The organism is Stenotrophomonas rhizophila (assembly GCF_001704155.1).
In the GTDB taxonomy this organism is placed as follows: Bacteria; Pseudomonadota; Gammaproteobacteria; order Xanthomonadales; family Xanthomonadaceae; genus Stenotrophomonas; species Stenotrophomonas rhizophila_A.
On record NZ_CP016294.1, the window covers coordinates 2,844,779 to 2,861,834 of the forward strand.

The 17,056-nt window shown below is 68.0% G+C and carries 14 protein-coding genes; 4 read left to right on the forward strand and 10 right to left on the reverse strand.

What is annotated here, in order from left to right; all coding sequences use genetic code 11:
- Window positions 1-68: 68 nt before the first annotated feature.
- Genes BAY15_RS12730 through BAY15_RS12740 form a run of 3 tightly spaced genes read right to left on the reverse strand, consistent with a single transcriptional unit; the run spans window position 69 to window position 3,978 of the window.
- Window positions 69-2,195 (reverse strand): putative bifunctional diguanylate cyclase/phosphodiesterase, encoded by a 2,127-nt coding sequence (locus tag BAY15_RS12730; protein ID WP_068853258.1) that lies wholly within the window; start codon window positions 2,193-2,195, stop codon window positions 69-71.
- Window positions 2,192-3,151, reverse strand: coding sequence for a phosphate/phosphite/phosphonate ABC transporter substrate-binding protein (locus BAY15_RS12735; RefSeq protein ID WP_068853261.1), 960 nt, complete (start codon window positions 3,149-3,151; stop codon window positions 2,192-2,194). Before BAY15_RS12735 ends, BAY15_RS12730 begins: the two co-directional genes overlap by 4 nt.
- A 56-nt stretch (window positions 3,152-3,207) precedes the next feature.
- Window positions 3,208-3,978 (reverse strand): RNA methyltransferase, encoded by a 771-nt coding sequence (locus tag BAY15_RS12740; protein ID WP_068854708.1) that lies wholly within the window; start codon window positions 3,976-3,978, stop codon window positions 3,208-3,210.
- A 121-nt stretch (window positions 3,979-4,099) separates the two neighbouring features.
- On the opposite strand from BAY15_RS12740, the gene BAY15_RS12745 reads away from it, so the two are divergent.
- On the forward strand, window positions 4,100-4,927 hold the full coding sequence (locus BAY15_RS12745) for an inositol monophosphatase family protein (RefSeq protein WP_068853263.1): 828 nt from the start codon (window positions 4,100-4,102) through the stop codon (window positions 4,925-4,927).
- A 633-nt stretch (window positions 4,928-5,560) separates the two neighbouring features.
- Here the strand turns inward: BAY15_RS12745 and htpX are convergent.
- Window positions 5,561-6,433, reverse strand: coding sequence for a protease HtpX (gene htpX / locus BAY15_RS12750; RefSeq protein ID WP_068853266.1), 873 nt, complete (start codon window positions 6,431-6,433; stop codon window positions 5,561-5,563).
- A gap of 93 nt (window positions 6,434-6,526) precedes the next feature.
- On the opposite strand from htpX, the gene gluQRS reads away from it, so the two are divergent.
- The 3 genes from gluQRS to phaR all read left to right on the forward strand — a co-directional run bounded on the left by gluQRS (window position 6,527) and on the right by phaR (window position 9,093).
- Complete coding sequence (gene gluQRS / locus BAY15_RS12755) at window positions 6,527-7,411, forward strand: tRNA glutamyl-Q(34) synthetase GluQRS (RefSeq protein ID WP_068853268.1); 885 nt, start codon at window positions 6,527-6,529, stop codon at window positions 7,409-7,411.
- Window positions 7,412-7,479: 68 nt separating this feature from the next.
- Window positions 7,480-8,220, forward strand: a complete 741-nt coding sequence (locus tag BAY15_RS12760; protein ID WP_068853270.1) for a beta-ketoacyl-ACP reductase — start codon at window positions 7,480-7,482, stop codon at window positions 8,218-8,220.
- Window positions 8,221-8,568: 348 nt separating this feature from the next.
- A complete protein-coding gene (phaR, locus tag BAY15_RS12765; protein WP_068853272.1) occupies window positions 8,569-9,093 on the forward strand; it encodes a polyhydroxyalkanoate synthesis repressor PhaR in 525 nt (174 codons plus the stop codon).
- Window positions 9,094-9,175: 82 nt separating this feature from the next.
- On the opposite strand, the gene BAY15_RS12770 is transcribed toward phaR, so the two are convergent.
- From BAY15_RS12770 to BAY15_RS12795, 6 genes are all read right to left on the reverse strand, one after another.
- Window positions 9,176-10,114 (reverse strand): TraB/GumN family protein, encoded by a 939-nt coding sequence (locus tag BAY15_RS12770; RefSeq protein WP_068854709.1) that lies wholly within the window; start codon window positions 10,112-10,114, stop codon window positions 9,176-9,178.
- An 8-nt stretch (window positions 10,115-10,122) separates the two neighbouring features.
- Window positions 10,123-11,058, reverse strand: a complete 936-nt coding sequence (locus BAY15_RS12775; protein WP_068853274.1) for a DUF1684 domain-containing protein — start codon at window positions 11,056-11,058, stop codon at window positions 10,123-10,125.
- 11 nt (window positions 11,059-11,069) lie between these two features.
- Window positions 11,070-12,932: a DNA mismatch repair endonuclease MutL gene (gene mutL / locus BAY15_RS12780; RefSeq protein ID WP_068853276.1), complete on the reverse strand. Its 1,863-nt coding sequence runs from the start codon at window positions 12,930-12,932 to the stop codon at window positions 11,070-11,072.
- Window positions 12,933-13,382: 450 nt separating this feature from the next.
- Window positions 13,383-15,005, reverse strand: a complete 1,623-nt coding sequence (locus BAY15_RS12785; protein ID WP_068853277.1) for an N-acetylmuramoyl-L-alanine amidase — start codon at window positions 15,003-15,005, stop codon at window positions 13,383-13,385.
- 82 nt (window positions 15,006-15,087) lie between these two features.
- Window positions 15,088-15,570: a tRNA (adenosine(37)-N6)-threonylcarbamoyltransferase complex ATPase subunit type 1 TsaE gene (tsaE, locus tag BAY15_RS12790; protein ID WP_068853278.1), complete on the reverse strand. Its 483-nt coding sequence runs from the start codon at window positions 15,568-15,570 to the stop codon at window positions 15,088-15,090.
- 5 nt (window positions 15,571-15,575) lie between these two features.
- The gene (locus tag BAY15_RS12795; RefSeq protein WP_068853280.1) at window positions 15,576-17,054 is read right to left on the reverse strand and encodes a bifunctional ADP-dependent NAD(P)H-hydrate dehydratase/NAD(P)H-hydrate epimerase; all 1,479 of its coding nucleotides are present in this window, start codon (window positions 17,052-17,054) and stop codon (window positions 15,576-15,578) included.
- Between the last annotated feature and the right edge of the window lie 2 nt (window positions 17,055-17,056).

Genomic DNA, 17,056 nt, shown 5'->3' on the forward strand with positions numbered 1-17,056 from the left:
CGAATTGTTACGGGCCCATTGGGATCGGGATCAATCAACCAGGGGCCCGGAACATTTCCGGCGCCTTTTTATCTGCCCGATTCGATCATTTCCACGACATCGGTGGCCGTGATCGGCACGCTCAGCCAATAGCCCTGCGCCAGATCGCAACCGCGCTGGCTCAGCAGGTCGAACTGCACTTCCTGTTCGATGCCTTCGGCCACCACGGTGATGCCCAGCGCATGGGCCATGGCGATGATCGCCGTGGTCAGGGCCAGGTCGTCCGGGTCGCGCTGCATGTCGGCGACGAAGCTCTTGTCGATCTTGACCCCGTCCACCGGCACCTGGCGCAGGTGGCTCAGCCCCGAGAAGCCGGTGCCGAAATCGTCCAGCCAGACCTTCACGCCGGTGCGGTGCAGCTTGTCCAGCAGCGCCGCGGCCAGCATCTCATCGCCGATCACCGCCGTTTCGGTCAGCTCCAGGTGCAGGCGCGAGGCCGGAAGGCCGGTGTCACGCAGGCAGTCGGCCACCAGCTGGGGCAGCTCGCCGCCGCGCAGCTGGCGCGGGGATACGTTGACCGAGACGAACATGCCTTCGCCATCGGACGAATGCGGCCACTGCACCGCTTCCATGCAGGCCGCGCGCAGCACCTTCGGGCCGATCACTTCGATCAGGCCGCTCTGTTCGGCCACTTCGATGAACACCGAGGGCGGAATGGTGCCCAGGGTGGGGTGCTGCCAGCGCAGCAGCACTTCGACCCCGACCATGCGGCGGTCGCGGGTACGGAAGATGGGCTGGTAGACCAGGCGCAGCTCGCCGCGCTCCCAGGCGCCGCGCAGTTCCTGCTCCATGTGCACGCGGCGTTCCACCGCATGGTCCATGGCTCGGCTGTAATAGCGGTAGCAGTTCTTGCCGGCGACCTTGGCCTGGTACATGGCGATGTCGCCATTCTTGAGCAGGGTGGTCGCATCGGCGGCATCGTCGGGGAACAGGGTCACGCCGATGGAGGTGCCGAGGAACAGCTCGCGGCCCTGCACCACCAGCGGCTTGCTCAGTTCGCGGACCAGCAGTTCAGCCAGCTGGCGCGCGCTCGCCGCCACGTCGCCATCGCCGATCAGGATCACGAACTCGTCGCCGCCAAAGCGGGCCAGCAGCGCTTCGTCGCCGCCGGCCTGGGCCACCGCCGCACTGATGCGCTGGGCGAACTGCAGCAGCGCTTCATCGCCGGCCTCGTGGCCGAGGGTGTCGTTGACGCGCTTGAAGTCGTCCATGTCGGCGAACAACAGGCCCAAGCGGTGGTTGGACGCGCGCGCGGCCATCAGCCGGTGGTCCAGCGCCTCGCGGAACGCCAGCCGGTTGGTCAGCCCGGTCAGGGCATCGGTATAGGCCATGTGGCGCACTTCGCGATCGTGCCGCGCAATGGCCTCGCTCATCCGGCCGAACGCACGCACCAGCTCGCCCACTTCGTCCTGGCGGTTGCTGTTGCTCAGCTGCGGCCGGTAGTCACCCGCCTCGATCTGGCGCGCGGCGGCGGCCAACCCGCGGATCGGGCCGACCAGGGTGCGCTGCACATACACGATGACCCCCGCGCCGATGGCCAGCAGCAGGCCCAGCATCAGCAGCAGCCAGCCCAGGTGGCGCTTGCCCACCTGCTGCAGGCGCTCGCCCAGGGTCAGGTTGGCCCGCTGCTCCATGGCCTGCACGTCATCCAGCGCCATGCCGACGCGGACCCCGCCGATGCGCTGGTTGCCGATCATGATCGGCATCGCGTTGTCGAGCACCTTGGGCGATTGCTGCACCACCAGCTTGCGCGCGCCGACTGCCCCGGCGGCCAGCGGATCTTCCATGGGCCGGCCGAAATCGATCACTTCGGTCGAGCCGTCGTGGATCAGCTTGCCGTCCTCGTCGAACACCAGCACGTAGCGCACCACCTGCTGCCGCGAGGTATTGCGCACCAGCGCACCCACCTGGGCCAGGTCGTTGTAGTACAGCGGGTTGGCCAGCGCGTCGGACAGCTCGCGCGCCAGGGCCTCGCCCCGGCTGCGCACGCTGCGGTCGAACAGTTCGTGGATGACGCTGCCGCTGAGGTGCTTGACCTCCTCCTGCATCGCCGCCTGGCGCCCCAGCACCACGGCCACGATCGCCACCACCACCACCATCGCCCCGCCCATCGCCAACACGAAACGGGACTGCATTCCGGAACCCAACGGCCTCATTCCACTTCCATCCGCACGCGTGTAAGACCCTGTTTCAATTCATCCAAACGGTGCTGCATCTGCGCATCGACCCGATGGAACCCGGACGTACCAAAAAACTTCTCGAGCGCATCCTGCGCCTGCGGATCCGAGGCGGCATCCAGCAGTACCTGCTGCAACCTGTCACGCACTTTCGGGTCCAGCCCCGCCCGCACCACTTCCACCGCACGCGGGTACGGCTCGGTGCGATGGATGGCACGGAAGTCGCGGCGGAACGCGGCCGGAATCCGGTGCGGATCGGCCCAGTCCACGCTGCTGACCGCGCCGGCATCGACCATGCCCTTGTGCACGAAGGTGGCGATGTTGGCCTCCGACCGCGCGAACACATAGCCCACCGTATCGGGCGCGGCCGCGTCGCGCGCGGACAACAGGATCTCCGGGGTCAGGCCGTTCTGCAACAGGGTCATCACCGGCACCAGGTAGGCGCTGGTGGAGGCCACGTTCTGCAGGGCCAGGGTGTGGCCCTTGAGGTCGGCCAGCGAGGTGATGGGGCTGTCGCGGCGCACGAAAAACACGGTCTGGTAATCGCGCACGCCGCTGCGTTCGGTCAGCAGCAGCGGCTGGGCGCCACTGCGCAGGCCCAGGTTCACGGCGGTACCAGAGGTTTCGGTGACCCAGTCGACCCGGCCACGGCGCAGGTAGCTGGCCATCTGCTGCGCATCGGGCGCCATCAGGATGCGGCCTTCGGTGATGCCGACATCGCGCATGCGTGGAACAACATAGTCGAGCAGGGGTTGCAGTTGCGCATAGTGTGACTTGGGGTTGTCGCTGATCCGGCCCAGCACCAGGACATGGCCCGGTTCGGCGTGGCCCGGACGGGTGTCATCAGGGGCGGCCGCTGCGGTGCCAGCCGTCAAGACGCTGGCCAGACACAGCAACCCTCCCTGCAACAGCCATCGCAGTACCGGCAATCCCATCCGCTCCCCCCAAGGAATCGAGACAGCCTACCCGAAAAAGTGAGACGTGCGTCAGGTCATTCCGGTTTAGCGTTCGCCAGACGTGCCATCCGCTGGGCGTCGGCCAGGATGCCGCGCAGCAGCCGCACTTCCTGTTCGCTCAGTTCGGTGCGCAGGAACAGCCGGCGCAGTTTGCGCATGGCCGAATCCGGGGCACGGCCCTTGTGAAAGTCGATCTCGTCCAGGGTCTGGCCGAGCTGGCCGAACAGGCCCTCGACCTGGGCGTGGCTGGCCGGCTGTTCACGATGTTCAGGATCGGCCGGGGCGGCCGCTTCCACCCCACCCAGGCTGGCCATGCGCAGCTCGTAGGCCAGCACCTGCACGGCGGCGGCGAGGTTCAGCGAGCTGAACTCCGGGTTGGAAGGAATGTGCACGGCCAGGTGGCACAGCTGCAGCTCTTCATTGGTCAGGCCGGTACGCTCGCGACCGAATACGAAGGCGACCTCGCCATCAACCTCGGCCGCCTTGGCCAAGGCGCGCTGGGCGGCCACGCCGGGCAGCAGTTCTTCCAGCTGGACGCGGCGGGCGCGGGCGGTGCAGCCGAGCACCAGCCGGCAGTCGGCCACGGCTTCGGCCAGGGTGGCCACGACCGGGGCGTCGCCCAGCACGTCCTCGGCGCCGGCCGAGCGGCGGAAGGCTTCTTCATCCAGCGGCTTTTCGGGGGCGACCAGCACCAGCCGGCCCAGTCCCATGGTCTTCATGGCACGCGCGGCGGCGCCCATGTTGCCGGGGTGCTGGGTGCCCACGAGGACGAAACGGATGCGGGAGGGAGCGGATTCAGTGGACATGAACAGGCCAAACGCGAGCAGGACAGTCACAAATGGTAAACTGTGTGACCGGCCTCTGCGCCGGGACCGCTCTTTTCCCCCGCCAGTACCCCCTACTCTGCCTTTCCGGGAGCTTTTCGCCATGCAGAAACCCGCCGTCACCGTCATGGTCAAGGCCGCCCGCCTCGCCGGCAACGTCCTGTTGCGCAACATCAACAAGCTGGAGGCGTTGAACGTCGTGCAGAAGGGGCGCATGGACTATGCCAGTGAAGTCGATGCGGATGCGGAGAAGGTGATCGTCAAGGAACTCAAGCGCGCCTATCCCGAGTACGGGATCATGGGCGAGGAAGGCGGCGTGCAGGCCGTCAACCGCTACATGTGGGTCATCGACCCGCTCGACGGCACCAGCAACTACCTCCGCGGCTTCCCGCACTACTGCGTCTCCATTGCGCTGGTCGAAAACGGCGAGCCGATCGACGCGGTGATCTTCGATCCGCTCCGCAATGAACTGTTCACCGCCAGCCGTGGCGCCGGTGCGGTGTTGAACGACCGCCGCATCCGCGTGGCCGACCGCAAGGACCTGGCGGGCGCGATGATCCACACCGGCTTCGCCCCGCGCGAGCGCAATCGCACCAGCGCCCAGCTGAAGGCGGTGGACGCGCTGCTGGTCCACGCCGAAGACGTGCGCCGCACCGGTTCGGCCGCGCTGGACCTGGCCTACGTGGCCTGCGGCCGCGCCGACGCCTACTTCGAAGCAGGCGTGAAAGCCTGGGACATCGCCGCCGGCGTACTGCTGGTCCGCGAGGCCGGCGGCCGCGTCTGCGACTTCAAGGGCGCAACCCCGGGCCGCATGGACAGCCGTGGCCCGGAAACCCAGCAGATCGTGGCCGGCAACGTGAAGAACACCGACATCCTGCAGAAGGTGCTGGTCAACACGGGCTACGCGGCCGAGTTCGACGCGAAGTTCTGATCTGGTTGATGTGAGATTCAAGCAACGGCGCCTTCGGGCGCCGTTTTTTTTCCTCCGCGCGTAGAGCGCTGGCTGTTCCGTTGTTCCCGCGCGGAGCGAGGACGGGGATGCCCTGGCCGGACACGCGTGAACCCATCCATGGGGCTTATCGCAGCATCCATGCTGCTCAAAGTCCGGCCAGGGCATCCCCGCCCTCGCCCCCTCAGTTCTCTGCGACGACCGGACACAAGATCAAAAGCGTCTTGCCCGGCACATTCGCGCGGCGGCTCAGCCACGCATGGCGTGGCTCTACGGCGTAACACCTCGCTCGACCCTATGCCAATTGCATTTGATTTTCGGTCCGCCGGCGCGATCTGTCTGGGGGCGCGGGGTGGGAGGGGGTAGCGGGGCTTTGAGCAGCATGGATGCTGCGATAAGCCCCATGGATGGGTTCACGCGTGCCCCGCTACCCCCTCCCACCCCGCGCCCCCGCGCGCAGAGAATGAAAACGCTAGTGCTTCCCAGCGCGGGAAGCCCGGCAGGCGAAGGCTTTCTGCATTGCGCACCGACCAACGGTCGGTACCTACCGATGCCGCAAAAAGAAAACGCCCGACCAAAAGGCCGGGCGCTTCATTCAAACCAACCACTACTGCATCAGGCCACGGTGTTGCTCGCGGCCTTGAGCGCGGCAATGCGCTCTTCCAGCGGCGGGTGGCTCAGGAACAGCTTCTTGGCGGTGGCGCCGGCGATGCCGAACGCGGCGATCTGGGTCGGCAGGGTGCTCTGGCCGTGATTGAGCTTCAGGCGCTCCAGTGCGGCGATCATCTTCTGCCGGCCGGCCAGGTGCGCGCCGCCGGCGTCGGCGCGGAACTCGCGATGGCGCGAGAACCACATGGCGATCATGGTCGCGAACAGGCCGAACACCATTTCCAGCACGAACACGATGATGAAGTAGGCAAAGCCGCGGCCGCCGCCTTCGCGGTTGCCCGACAGCGCACTGTCGATGATGCCGCCGACCACGCGCGCCAGCACGATCACGAACGTGTTGAGCACGCCCTGCAGCAGCGCCATGGTGATCATGTCACCGTTGGCCACGTGCGCGATTTCATGGCCCAGTACCGCCTCGGCCTCGTCCTCGCTCATGTTCTGCAGCAGGCCCGTGGAGACCGCCACCAGCGCGTTGTTGCGGTTGGCACCGGTCGCGAACGCGTTGATTTCCGGGCCGTCATACACCGCCACTTCCGGCATGCCGATACCGGCTTCGCGCGCCTGGCGCTCCACCGTGGCCAGCAGCCAGCGCTCGGTCTGGTTGCGCGGCTCGGTGATCACTACCGCGCCCGTGGAACGCTTGGCCATCCACTTGGACAGCAGCAGCGAGATCAGCGACCCGCCGAAGCCGAAGATGGCCGCAACCACCAGCAGGCCGCTCATGCTTGCGGGATCGATACCGGCCAGGCGCATTACGAAGCCTGCCAGGATCAACACGGCGAAGTTGGTCGCGAGGAACAGGGCAATACGACTGAACATGGGGAAAGGACGCTTTCTAGGTGGGTGTTGCTGCAAATCTGCGGGGACTTCATGTTGAATTCAAGTCGCAACCTGACCGACGATTCATAGTTCATGTCCATGACTGCCTACCGCGGGCGCTTCGCCCCCTCGCCCACCGGCCCCCTCCACGCCGGCTCGCTGCTCGCCGCCTTCGGCAGCTGGCTGCTGGCCCGGCACGCCCGTGGCCAGTGGCTGGTCCGGGTCGAAGACGTCGACCCGCCCCGCACCGTGCCTGGCGCCATCGACCAGCAACTGGCGGCCCTGGCCGCCTTCGGCCTGGGCAGCGATGACGCCATCGTCCACCAGAGCCAGCGCGACGCCCTCTACCAGGCCGCGCTGGACCGCCTGCTGGCCGAGGACAAGGCCTTTGCCTGCCACTGCAGCCGTACCGAACTGGCCGACCAGCAGGGTATTCATCATTACTGCGTGGCACGTACTGAACGCGCCCGACCGGCCATCCGCCTGCGCGTGCCGCCGGGCAGCGTGGTCGCGTTCGACGACGGCCTGCGCGGCCGGGTCCGCCAGGACGTGCATGCCGAGGTCGGCGATTTCGTGCTGCGCCGGGCGGACGGCTACTGGGCTTACCAGCTGGCCGTGGTGGTCGACGACGGCGACCAGGCCATCACCGACGTGGTCCGCGGCGCTGACCTGCTCGATTCCACGCCGCGCCAGATCCTGCTGCAGCAGGCGCTGGGGCTGCCCACCCCGCGCTACCTGCACCTGCCGCTGCTGCTGGAGCCGGACGGGCTCAAACTGTCCAAATCCGCCGCCGCGCGCCCGGTCGATGCCGATCGTCCCCTGCCCGCCCTGCAGCAGGCCTGGGCGCAGCTTGGCCAGGATCCCGCATGCCTGCTGGGCACCCGCAGCGTTGCCGAGCTCCTCGAACGGGCCGTTGCCGGCTTCGACCCGGCGCGATTGCCACCGGGTGACATCCGCCTTGACGCCGACGCCTGCTGAGCCGCCCATTTTCCGCCGCGATGTTGCAGAATCGCTGTCCCCCCCTGTTGGCCCCGGAGTAGCTGCTCATGACATCTCGCGTCGCACTGGTCACCGGTGGTACCGGCGGTATCGGTTCCGCCATCTGCCAACGTCTGGCCGACCAGGGCCATCGGGTTGCCACCAACTACCGTGACGAAGCCAAGGCCCTGGCCTGGCGCGAGAAGATGCTGGCGCGCGGCTGCGACGTGGCGATCTTCCCCGGCGACGTCTCCGATCCGGATACCGCCGAACAGATGGTGCACGCGGTGGAAGCCGCACTGGGCCCGGTCGAGATCCTGGTCAACAACGCCGGCATCACCCGCGACACCACCTTCCACCGCATGCGCGCCGACCAGTGGCACGACGTGATCAACACCAACCTCAATTCGGTGTTCAACGTCACCCGCCCGGTCATTGAAGGCATGCGCCGCCGCGGCTGGGGCCGGGTGATCCAGATCAGCTCGATCAACGGCCTGAAGGGCCAGTACGGCCAGGCCAACTACGCCGCCGCCAAGGCCGGCATGCACGGCTTCACCATCTCGCTGGCGCGCGAGAATGCCGGCTTCGGCATCACCGTCAACACCATCTCGCCCGGCTACGTCGCCACCGACATGGTGATGGCCGTGCCCGACGAAGTACGCGCCAAGATCATCGCCGACATCCCCACCGGCCGCCTCGGCAAGCCCGAGGAAATCGCCTACGCCGTCGCCTTCCTGGTCGCCGAAGAAGCCGCCTGGATCACCGGCTCCAACCTCGACATCAACGGCGGCCACCACATGGGCTGGTAACGCTTACACCGTTACCCCTCCACAGGTTCCACGGCCGCCCAACGGCTGGCGCCACCGGCATGGCAGCATGCCGCGAAAAAAATGCTGCACTTCACCCGCCCGCCCACCGCAGGAGGAGCCCCCTTTTGTTAAAGGGGGCGCGCCGAAGGCGCGGGGTTAAGGCGGCATGCCGCAGGGGCCCACGTTTTGCGCAGCAAAACGTGGGCAAGCGCAGCAGGCGTTGCGAATACCCCGGAATGCTGCACCCATGCTGCGCAGCATGAAGAACGCCAGCAAATGACCAAAGGAGGTTGCAACGCCTGCTGCGCTGCGCCATGCTTCGCCCTTACGCTGACGAGTGATTGCTTCATGGCTGCGAACCGCATCATCAAGAAGTATCCCAACCGCCGTCTCTACGACACCGAGATTTCCAGTTACATCACCATCGAGGACGTGCGCCAGCTCATCCTGGACGGCGAGGACTTCGAAGTCCGCGACGCCAAGAGCGGCGACGACCTGACCCGTTCAGTGTTGCTGCAGATCATCGCCGACCAGGAACAGGACGGTGAGCCCATGCTCTCCACCCAGCTGCTCAGCCAGCTGATCCGGTTCTATGGCGATTCGCTGCAGGGCTTCATGGGCAACTACCTGGAGCGCAGCATGCAGGTCTTCCTGGACCAGCAGCAGCAGTTCCGTCAGCAGATGGGCAACCTGCTCGGCCAGACCCCGTGGGCGATGATGAACCAGCTCACCGAACGCAACCTTGAGCTTTGGCAGGACTTCCAGCGCAACATGGGCGGCGGCTTCGGCCCGCGTCCGCCGGGTACCCAGACCGGCACCGGTACGGGCACCGGCAAGCCCGAAGCCCCCACGGCCGGCAAGACCCGGCGTTGACTGCTTCGCCCGGCAGCGCGGGGCCGCATGAAAAAAGGCGCAGCCTCACGGCCGCGCCTTTTTCATTTGCGCCCCCTGGAAATCAGCGCTTGGGTTTGGCGCAGCCGGTGCAGATCCGCTCCACCTGGTAGCCCTTGGCGCGCAGCTTTTCGACGACGCCATCATCGCCCAGCAGGTGCAGCGAGCCCACCACCACCAGCGTGCCCCCCTGCCCGGCCTTGAGCTGCTGCTCCAGCTTCGGCACCCAGGCATTGTTGCGGTCGGTATTGATGCGCTTGTACAGCTGCGGGTACTCGCCGCGCATTTCCGCGGCCATCGAGGTCCACAGCAGCTTGTCGTCGCCACGACGCCAGGCGTCGTGCAGCTTGCGACCCATCGCATCGGCCTGGCCGGCCTGGTCCAGCGCCTCGGCCACCATCTGCTGCTGCTCCTGCGCGGACATGCCCGAGAGCACCGCCACCTGCGTATCGATGTCTTCCAGGCCGCTGGTCGGCTTGCCCGCATCCGCGGCGCGGGTCATGAAATGCCGATCCAGCCCCAGCGCCGGGTCCAGGCCCATCTTGGCGAACTGCGACAGCGTGATGGTCAGCCCGACGAACCACGGCTTCATGCCCTGCAACTGTGCCAGCGGCAGGTTGTTGTCGCGCGCGTAGGCCTGCAGTTTGGTCCAGGTGGCGTCGTCCAGGTCACGCCTGAGTTCACTGCCATCGGTGCGCATCGCCGCCTGCAGCATCTTGCGGGTCAGGTCCGGCGACTGCATGTCCTGCGGCGAGAGTTCGAACACCACGCGCTTGGACGCCGCGAAGGCCTGGTCCACGTCGGCCGCCAGCGGATAATCGTCGGCACGCAGCAGATGGAACGAGCCCAGCAGGTACACCCGGCTGTCGCCCGGGCCGGTCACCTTCCACAGCAGCGGCACCGGCGCGGTGGATTTTGCCGCCGGCGCGGCGGCCATCGTGGTTGCGCTGCCCAGCAGCAGGCCGGTAGCCAGCAGCAGCGGGGCCGCCAGTCGCTTCAGCATCGTCATGCTCAAACCCCTCCCTGGGGTGTGTGGTAGGCCTGCTCACCGGCTTCGACCTTCAGGTCCAGGCGGTTTTCCGGCGGGGTCAGTGGGCACGTGGCGAACGGCGTGAACGCACACGGCGGGTTGTAGGCGTGGTTGAAATCAATCACCACCTTGCCGCTCGCATCCGGTGCGGGCAGGTCCAGGTAGCGGCCAGCCGGGTAACTGCCATGGCCGCTGGTGCGGTCGCCGAAGATCACGAACAGCTCGCGCCCCGGCTCACCCAGCGCTTCCAGCCGCCAGGTCTTTCCATCGCGCTCGAATTCCAGCGCACCCGAATTCGGCATCTCGGTGGTGAGGCCGGTGATGTCCACGATCGGCAGGGTCTTGCCGGCCGGGTGCGGAACAAACCGCGCGCTGATGCGCCAGTCCGGACCACCCGGCCAGTAGTTCAGGCCAGTGAAGCCGGTGCGCGAATAGGCGTCGGCATGCTTGACCCGCAGCGCGTAGCGCTCACCACGGTGGATCAGGCTGAGCTGGCCCTTGCCATCATCGAAGCCGATAAGCGTAGGCGCCGGATCGCGGTCGCTCTGGAAACGGATCGGCCCGGTGAGCGGCTTGCCGTCCACGGTCAGTGCCGTGCCGCGCTCGGGGGTGAAGGTGAGTATGTCGCCCCGGTGCGCCACCATGCCCAGCTTGGCCGGGCCCACGGCCAGGCGGATGCCGCTGCCGGGGCCGCTGCCGATGTAGTGCGCCTTGTGCTCCAGCCAGTGCAGGCCGACCAGGCTGGTCCAGCCATCGGGCGCGTGCAGCTCGGTGTAGCGCTGCTGTCGCCATTGCTGCTGTTCGGCGGCGAATGCCGGATCCACCGCCGCCGGCGCCGGCGCGGCTTCTTTATCGCCACACCCTGCCAGGCCCAGCGCCAGCACTGCCGCGCCGAGTCCCCATCCCCAAGTACGCATCGTGCTCCCCTTCAACGTCCGCGCAGGAACCAGCGGTCGATTTCCGCCAGTGAAAAACGGGCCCAGGTGGGCCGGCCGTGGTTGCATTGGCCGGACCGCTCGGTAATTTCCATGTCGCGCAGCAGCGCGTTCATTTCCGGCAGGGTCAGCCGCCGGTTGGCGCGCACCGCACCGTGGCAGGCCATGGTCGACAACAGTTCGTCGCGCGCACTGGCGATGCGCCGGCTCTGGCCGTGTTCGCGCAGGTCGGTGAGCACATCGCGCAGCAGCCCTTCCGGCTCGGCGTTGGCCAGCAGCGCGGGAATGCTGCGCACATGCAGCGAACCGGGACCGGACCGGGTGATCTCGAACCCCAGCGCGGTCAGCGTATCGGCTTCGCGCTCGGCGGTATCGGCATCGCGCTCGCCTACTGCCAGGGTGATCGGCACCAGCAGCGGCTGCGCATGCAGGCCGGTGGCATCGTGCGCGGTCTTCAGCCGCTCATAGCCGATCCGCTCGTGGGCGGCATGCATGTCCACCACGATCAGGCCTTCGGCGTTCTCGGCCAGGATGTAGATGCCGTGCAGTTGCGCCACCGCATAGCCCAGCGGCGGCACGCCACTGTCGGCCGCGGTGACCGGCAGGCCCTGCTCGCTGGGCATCGGCGGCAGCGCGGCATCGCTGCCGGCCGGGCGCGCGTACAGCGCTGCATAGGCCGACGGGGCATCGGCCACGCGCAGGCCCAAAGGCGACTGCTGCGGGCGCCAGGCCGTGTTGCCCATGCCACCACCGCCACCGCCAACGCCCGCCAACGCGTAGCCCGTGCCGGCCGCCGCACTGGCGTAGGCAGGCGCGGCAGCCTCGGCGACGCCCTCGCTGCCCGCCCCCGTCGCGGTCATGCCCGCACGGGTTTCGGCCAGCGCTTCCTTCAACGTGCGGTAGACGAAGTCATGGATCAACCTCGAATCGCGGAAACGCACTTCATGCTTGGCCGGGTGCACGTTGACGTCCACCCGGGTCGGGTCCAGCTCCAGGAACAGCACGTACGCGGGCTGGCGGCCATGGAACAGCACATCGCCGTAGGCCATCTTCACCGCATGGGCCACGCTGCGGTCGCGCACCGAACGACCGTTGACGTACAGATACTGCTGGTCCGTGCTGGCGCGCGAATAATGCGGCTGCGCGATCCAGCCATGCAGGCGCAGCCCGGCACCGCTGTGGTCCACGCGCATGGCCTGGGTGGCGAAGTCTTCGCCCAGCGTTTCGCCCAGCCGCGCATCCGAATACAGATCCCCCGGCTTGTAGCGCCGCGACGGCTTGCCGTTGTGCGACACGCGCAGCTCCACGTCCGGCCGCGCCAGCGCCAGAGAACGCAGCCATTCTTCGATATGGCCCAGTTCGGTCCGCTCGGCGCGCAGGAATTTGCGGCGAGCCGGCACGTTGTAGAACAGCTCGCGCACTTCCACCGTGGTGCCCGGTGCATGTGCGCGCGGGGTGACTTCGCCCAGCTTGCCGCCTTCGATCTGCAGCGCCGAGCCATGCTCGTCACTGCGCCGGCGCGAGGCCAGGGTAAAGCGGCTCACCGACGCGATCGACGGCAGCGCCTCGCCACGGAAGCCCAGCGTGGCCACCGCTTCCAGGTCATCCAGACTGGCGATCTTGCTGGTGGCATGCCGTGACACCGCCAGCGGCAGTTCTTCCGGTGCGATGCCACCGCCGTCGTCACGGATGCGGATCAACCGCACCCCACCCTCTTCCAGATCGATATCCACGCGGGTGGCACCGGCATCGAGCGCGTTTTCCACCAGTTCCTTGACCACCGACGCCGGGCGTTCAACGACTTCGCCCGCGGCGATCTGGTTGATGAGGATTTCGGGAAGCTGGCGGATGGTCATGCGGGAATGATATCCGGATCGTGGGGATGGATTCCGATATCGATTGGCCAATGGGCCCATGGTCGATTGAGCCCGATCCCCATGGGCCCGTAAAAATTCGTAGCCCCGGCCGTTGGCCGGACACCGCGCGCAGCGCGGCCCAAGCGTCCGGAGCCGACGATTCATCGGTTGCGGCCTTCCCACCGGCGTTTACGCGTTCCGAAGACGCCCGTCAGGCGTTCATGACGCCTGATAGGCGGTTCCGTTTCGGATTTACACCCGGATGCATGGCCGCCAGCGAGACCAGGTCGAGCTCCGGACGCTTGGGCCGCGCTGCGCGCGGTGTCCGGCCAACGGCCGGGGCCACGAACCGTTACGTAACGTCCGGATACCCGGATCAATCGACCATGGGCCCCAGTGGGTACGTTGGGGCCGGGCAGACGCCACAAAAAAACCCGCCGAAGCGGGTTTTTATTTGCTGCCGCCGGCGACCGTGCTGGCCGCGTCTATTTCGGCCTGGGCGCGGGCCGCGTAGAGCGTGCCTGGCGGCGGCTGGCGGCTGAAGAAGGTGTGCACGCCGTCGAGAACCGCACCGGCGATCTGGCGTTGGTAGGCCGGGTCCATCAGGCGGCGCTCTTCGTCCGGGTTGGAGATGAAGGCGGTTTCCACCAGCATCGCCGGCATGTCCGAGGTGCGCAGCACCGCGAAGTTGGCCCGTTCAATCGCCGGCTTGTGGTTCTTGCCGATCCGCTTCAGCCCGCCCAGCACGTGCCCGGCCGCGTCTTCCGAGGCCTTCATGTAACCGCTCTGGGCCAGGTCCAGCAGCACATTGGCCAGCGTGCCCTCGGTCTGCTGCAGGCGCACACCACCGACCAGATCGGCCGCGTTTTCCTTGTCCGCCAGCCAGCGCGCACGCTGCGACGACGCACCCTTGGTCGACAGCACGTATACCGACGAACCCGTCGCCGCGCGGTTTTCCGCAGCATCGGCGTGGATCGAGATGAAGATGTCAGCCTTGGCCGAACGCGCCTTCTGCGCGCGCATCGGCAGCGGAATGAATACGTCGGTATCGCGGGTCAGGAACGCCTTCAGGCCCGGCGTCGCATTGACCTGGCGTGCCAGCTCACGCGCCACCGCCAGCGTGATGTCTTTTTCGCGCTTGCCGGTCGGCCCCACCGCGCCCGGATCCTGGCCGCCGTGGCCCGGATCGATCGCCACCACCAGCGGGCGCATGCCCGACTGCATCTTGACCCGCGACGCATCGCTGGGCATCACCGGGCGCGGCGGCTGCGCCGGCACCACGGTGGCCGGCACCGGCACGTTGGCCGCCGTCGGCTGGCCGGCCAGGATGGCGGCGGGCGACGCGGAATTGCTGGCCGCGTTGGCGGTGCCAGCCGCTGCCACGTTGACGGTGGTCGCGGTCGGCGCGGCCGGGGTCGGCACCGGCGTGGCGGCGCTGGCGCTGGCCTGTTGGCGCACCGACGCGGTCAACAGCGCCGTGGCGCGGGCGGCGTCATTGCGCGCCTGCGCCGCTTCGGCCGGCGTCGGCGGCAGGGTCTGGGTGGTTGCAGGCACCGGCGCGGTGTTGGTCTGCGCCGCCATCGGCGCAGGCGCAGGCACGCTGCCTGGCACCGTGCTGTTCGCTGCAGTGACCGGTGCCGGGGTAGCGGGCACGGGCGCGCGGGCCACGCTGGCCGGCGCATCGCCCGGCCACTCGATCACCAGCCGCGAATCCTCGCCCTGCTTGACCAGCTGCGGCTTGAACGGCGCCACCGATTCGGCCAGGTCGAACACCACCCGGAACGTGCCGGGCACCGGCTGCCCGGTGCGTACCGCCGTGACCACGCCCTTGGGCGCAGGCAGCTTGAGGTTGCGCACCGCGCTGGAATCGGGGAAATCGACCACCAACCGGTTCGGGCCGGCCAGGGTCAGGGTCTTGTAGCCGCCGCTGCCGGACAGGGCGATCTCGGCGCGGGTGCCGGTCGAACCGGTCTCCAGGGCTACTTGGCGGACTTCGCCCGCCCACGACATCGCGCTCGCCAGACAGAGTCCGACGGCGGCGCAGATGGCAGTGAGTGGCTTCCCCATTGGCATGGGTACGGATTCAATCACTGCGCTGAATGAAAAGCAACACCTTTTCCCTTAATAATCCGTAACCTGGGGGTGTTTCCTACTGTCAGCCGACAGAAAGGGCCTGCAAGTCGCCCCCTTGCGGGAGCCGTTCCAGCCATTCATGTCCTGCCGCACTGGCCGCGCCCAGCCGTGCGCGACGGCCCTGCCCCTCGATCTCCAGCGCCACGATCAGGTCGGTGGGCGGCAGTGCGCCGGCCCCGCGCTCGGGCCATTCCACCAGCCACAGCGAGGCACTGCCCTCGTCCAGGCCGAGGAAATCCAGTTCTTCCGCCTGACCGATCCGATACAGGTCCAGGTGCCAGGCTTCTTTACCGTCGCTCAGCGGATAGCGCTCTACCAGCGTGTAGGTGGGGCTGCGGACGTTGCCCTGCACGCCCAACGCGCGCAGCAGCGCCCGGGCCAGGGTGGACTTGCCGGCACCCAGGTCACCTCTCAACTCAACCACCGCATGCGGGGGTCGGGTGGCCGCCAGCCATTGGCCGAGCAGGTCGGTGTCCTGCGGTTGTGCCAGGAAGAACTCAATCATGGGCGTCACGGTTCCGGGTTCACCCGCCGGCGCAGCGGCACCAGCAGGTCGGTGGGGAGCAGGCCACGCTGGCCTTCGCTGGCCGCGTCATCGCCGGCCAGGCTGTGCAGCAGCGCACCGCTGCTGGCCGCGTCGAACGCGTCCAGCCCCTGCGCGCGCAGTGCGGCAATGATGCCGGTGAGCAGGTCGCCCATGCCACCCACCGCCATGCCCGGGTTGCCGGCGGCGATCACCCGGGGGCGTTGATGCGGTGCGGCCACGATCGTGCCGGCGCCCTTGAGCACCACCACGGCATTGAAACGCGCGGCCAGTGCCGCAGCGGCGGCGAAACGGTCGGCCTGTACCTGAGCGGTGTCGGTACCCAACAGCCGCGCCGCCTCGCCCGGGTGCGGGGTGAGAATCGCGTCGTGCAGCGTCTGCGGCGTGGCCGCCAGCAGGTTCAACGCGTCGGCATCGATCACCAGCGGCTTGCCGCTGGCCAGCACCTGCCGCCACAGCTCGTGGGCCCAGTCGTCCTGACCGAGCCCGGGGCCGATCGCGATCACTTTCGCGCGCGGCAGCAGCGCCTGCAGGTCCTGCGCCTCCTGCACCGGGTGGGCCATGGCTTCGGGCAGGCGCGCCAGCAGCGGCGCGATGTGCTGTGCCTGGGTGGCCACGCTGACCAGCCCGGCACCTGCGCGTAGCGCCGATTCTGCGGCCAGCATCACCGCGCCTCCACTGCCGGCGTTGCCGCCCACGCACAGCACATGGCCGGATTCGCCTTTGTGCGTGTTGGCACGGCGCGGCGCCAGCAGCGTGGACAGGCGGGAAGGCAACCACAGGCACGCTGCCGGCGCGATGCCTCGCTGCGAACCGTCGGGCACCGATAGCGGTGCCAGCCGGCGGCCACCGATGTATTCCAGCGCATCTGCGGTGTACAGGCCCTGGTGACGGACGATGAACTGCAGGGTGATCGTGGCGCGCACCGCAACCCCGGGCACCGCGCCGGTACGCGCGTCCACGCCACTGGGCACATCCAGCGAAAGCACGGGCAGCCCGCTGTCGTTGATCGCCGCGATCAGGCGCGCCGCATCGCCGTTCGGCGCGCGGTTCAGGCCGATGCCGAACAGTGCATCGACCAGCAGGTCAGCGGCAGGCAACTCCCCTGCGAAGAAGGTTTCCTGCCCGCCCACCGCCAGATACGCCGCGCGTGCCCGTTCAGCCAGCTCCGTCCGCGCGCCGGCATCGGCCAGCCGCAGCACCTGCACCTGGCGCCCGGCCTGCCGGGCCAGCCGCGCCAGCACGTAGCCATCGCCGCCGTTGTTGCCCGCACCGGCCGCCACGCACAGCCGCTGCGCCTGCGGCCAGCGCTCCAGCAGGCACTGCCAGGCGGCCGTGCCGGCCTGCTCCATCAGCCCGGCGCCGCCATCGCCCAGCAGCGCGCTGGCCTGGGCATCGAGACGGCGCGCGGCGGCGACATCGAACAGTTCATCGAGTTCGTGCATGC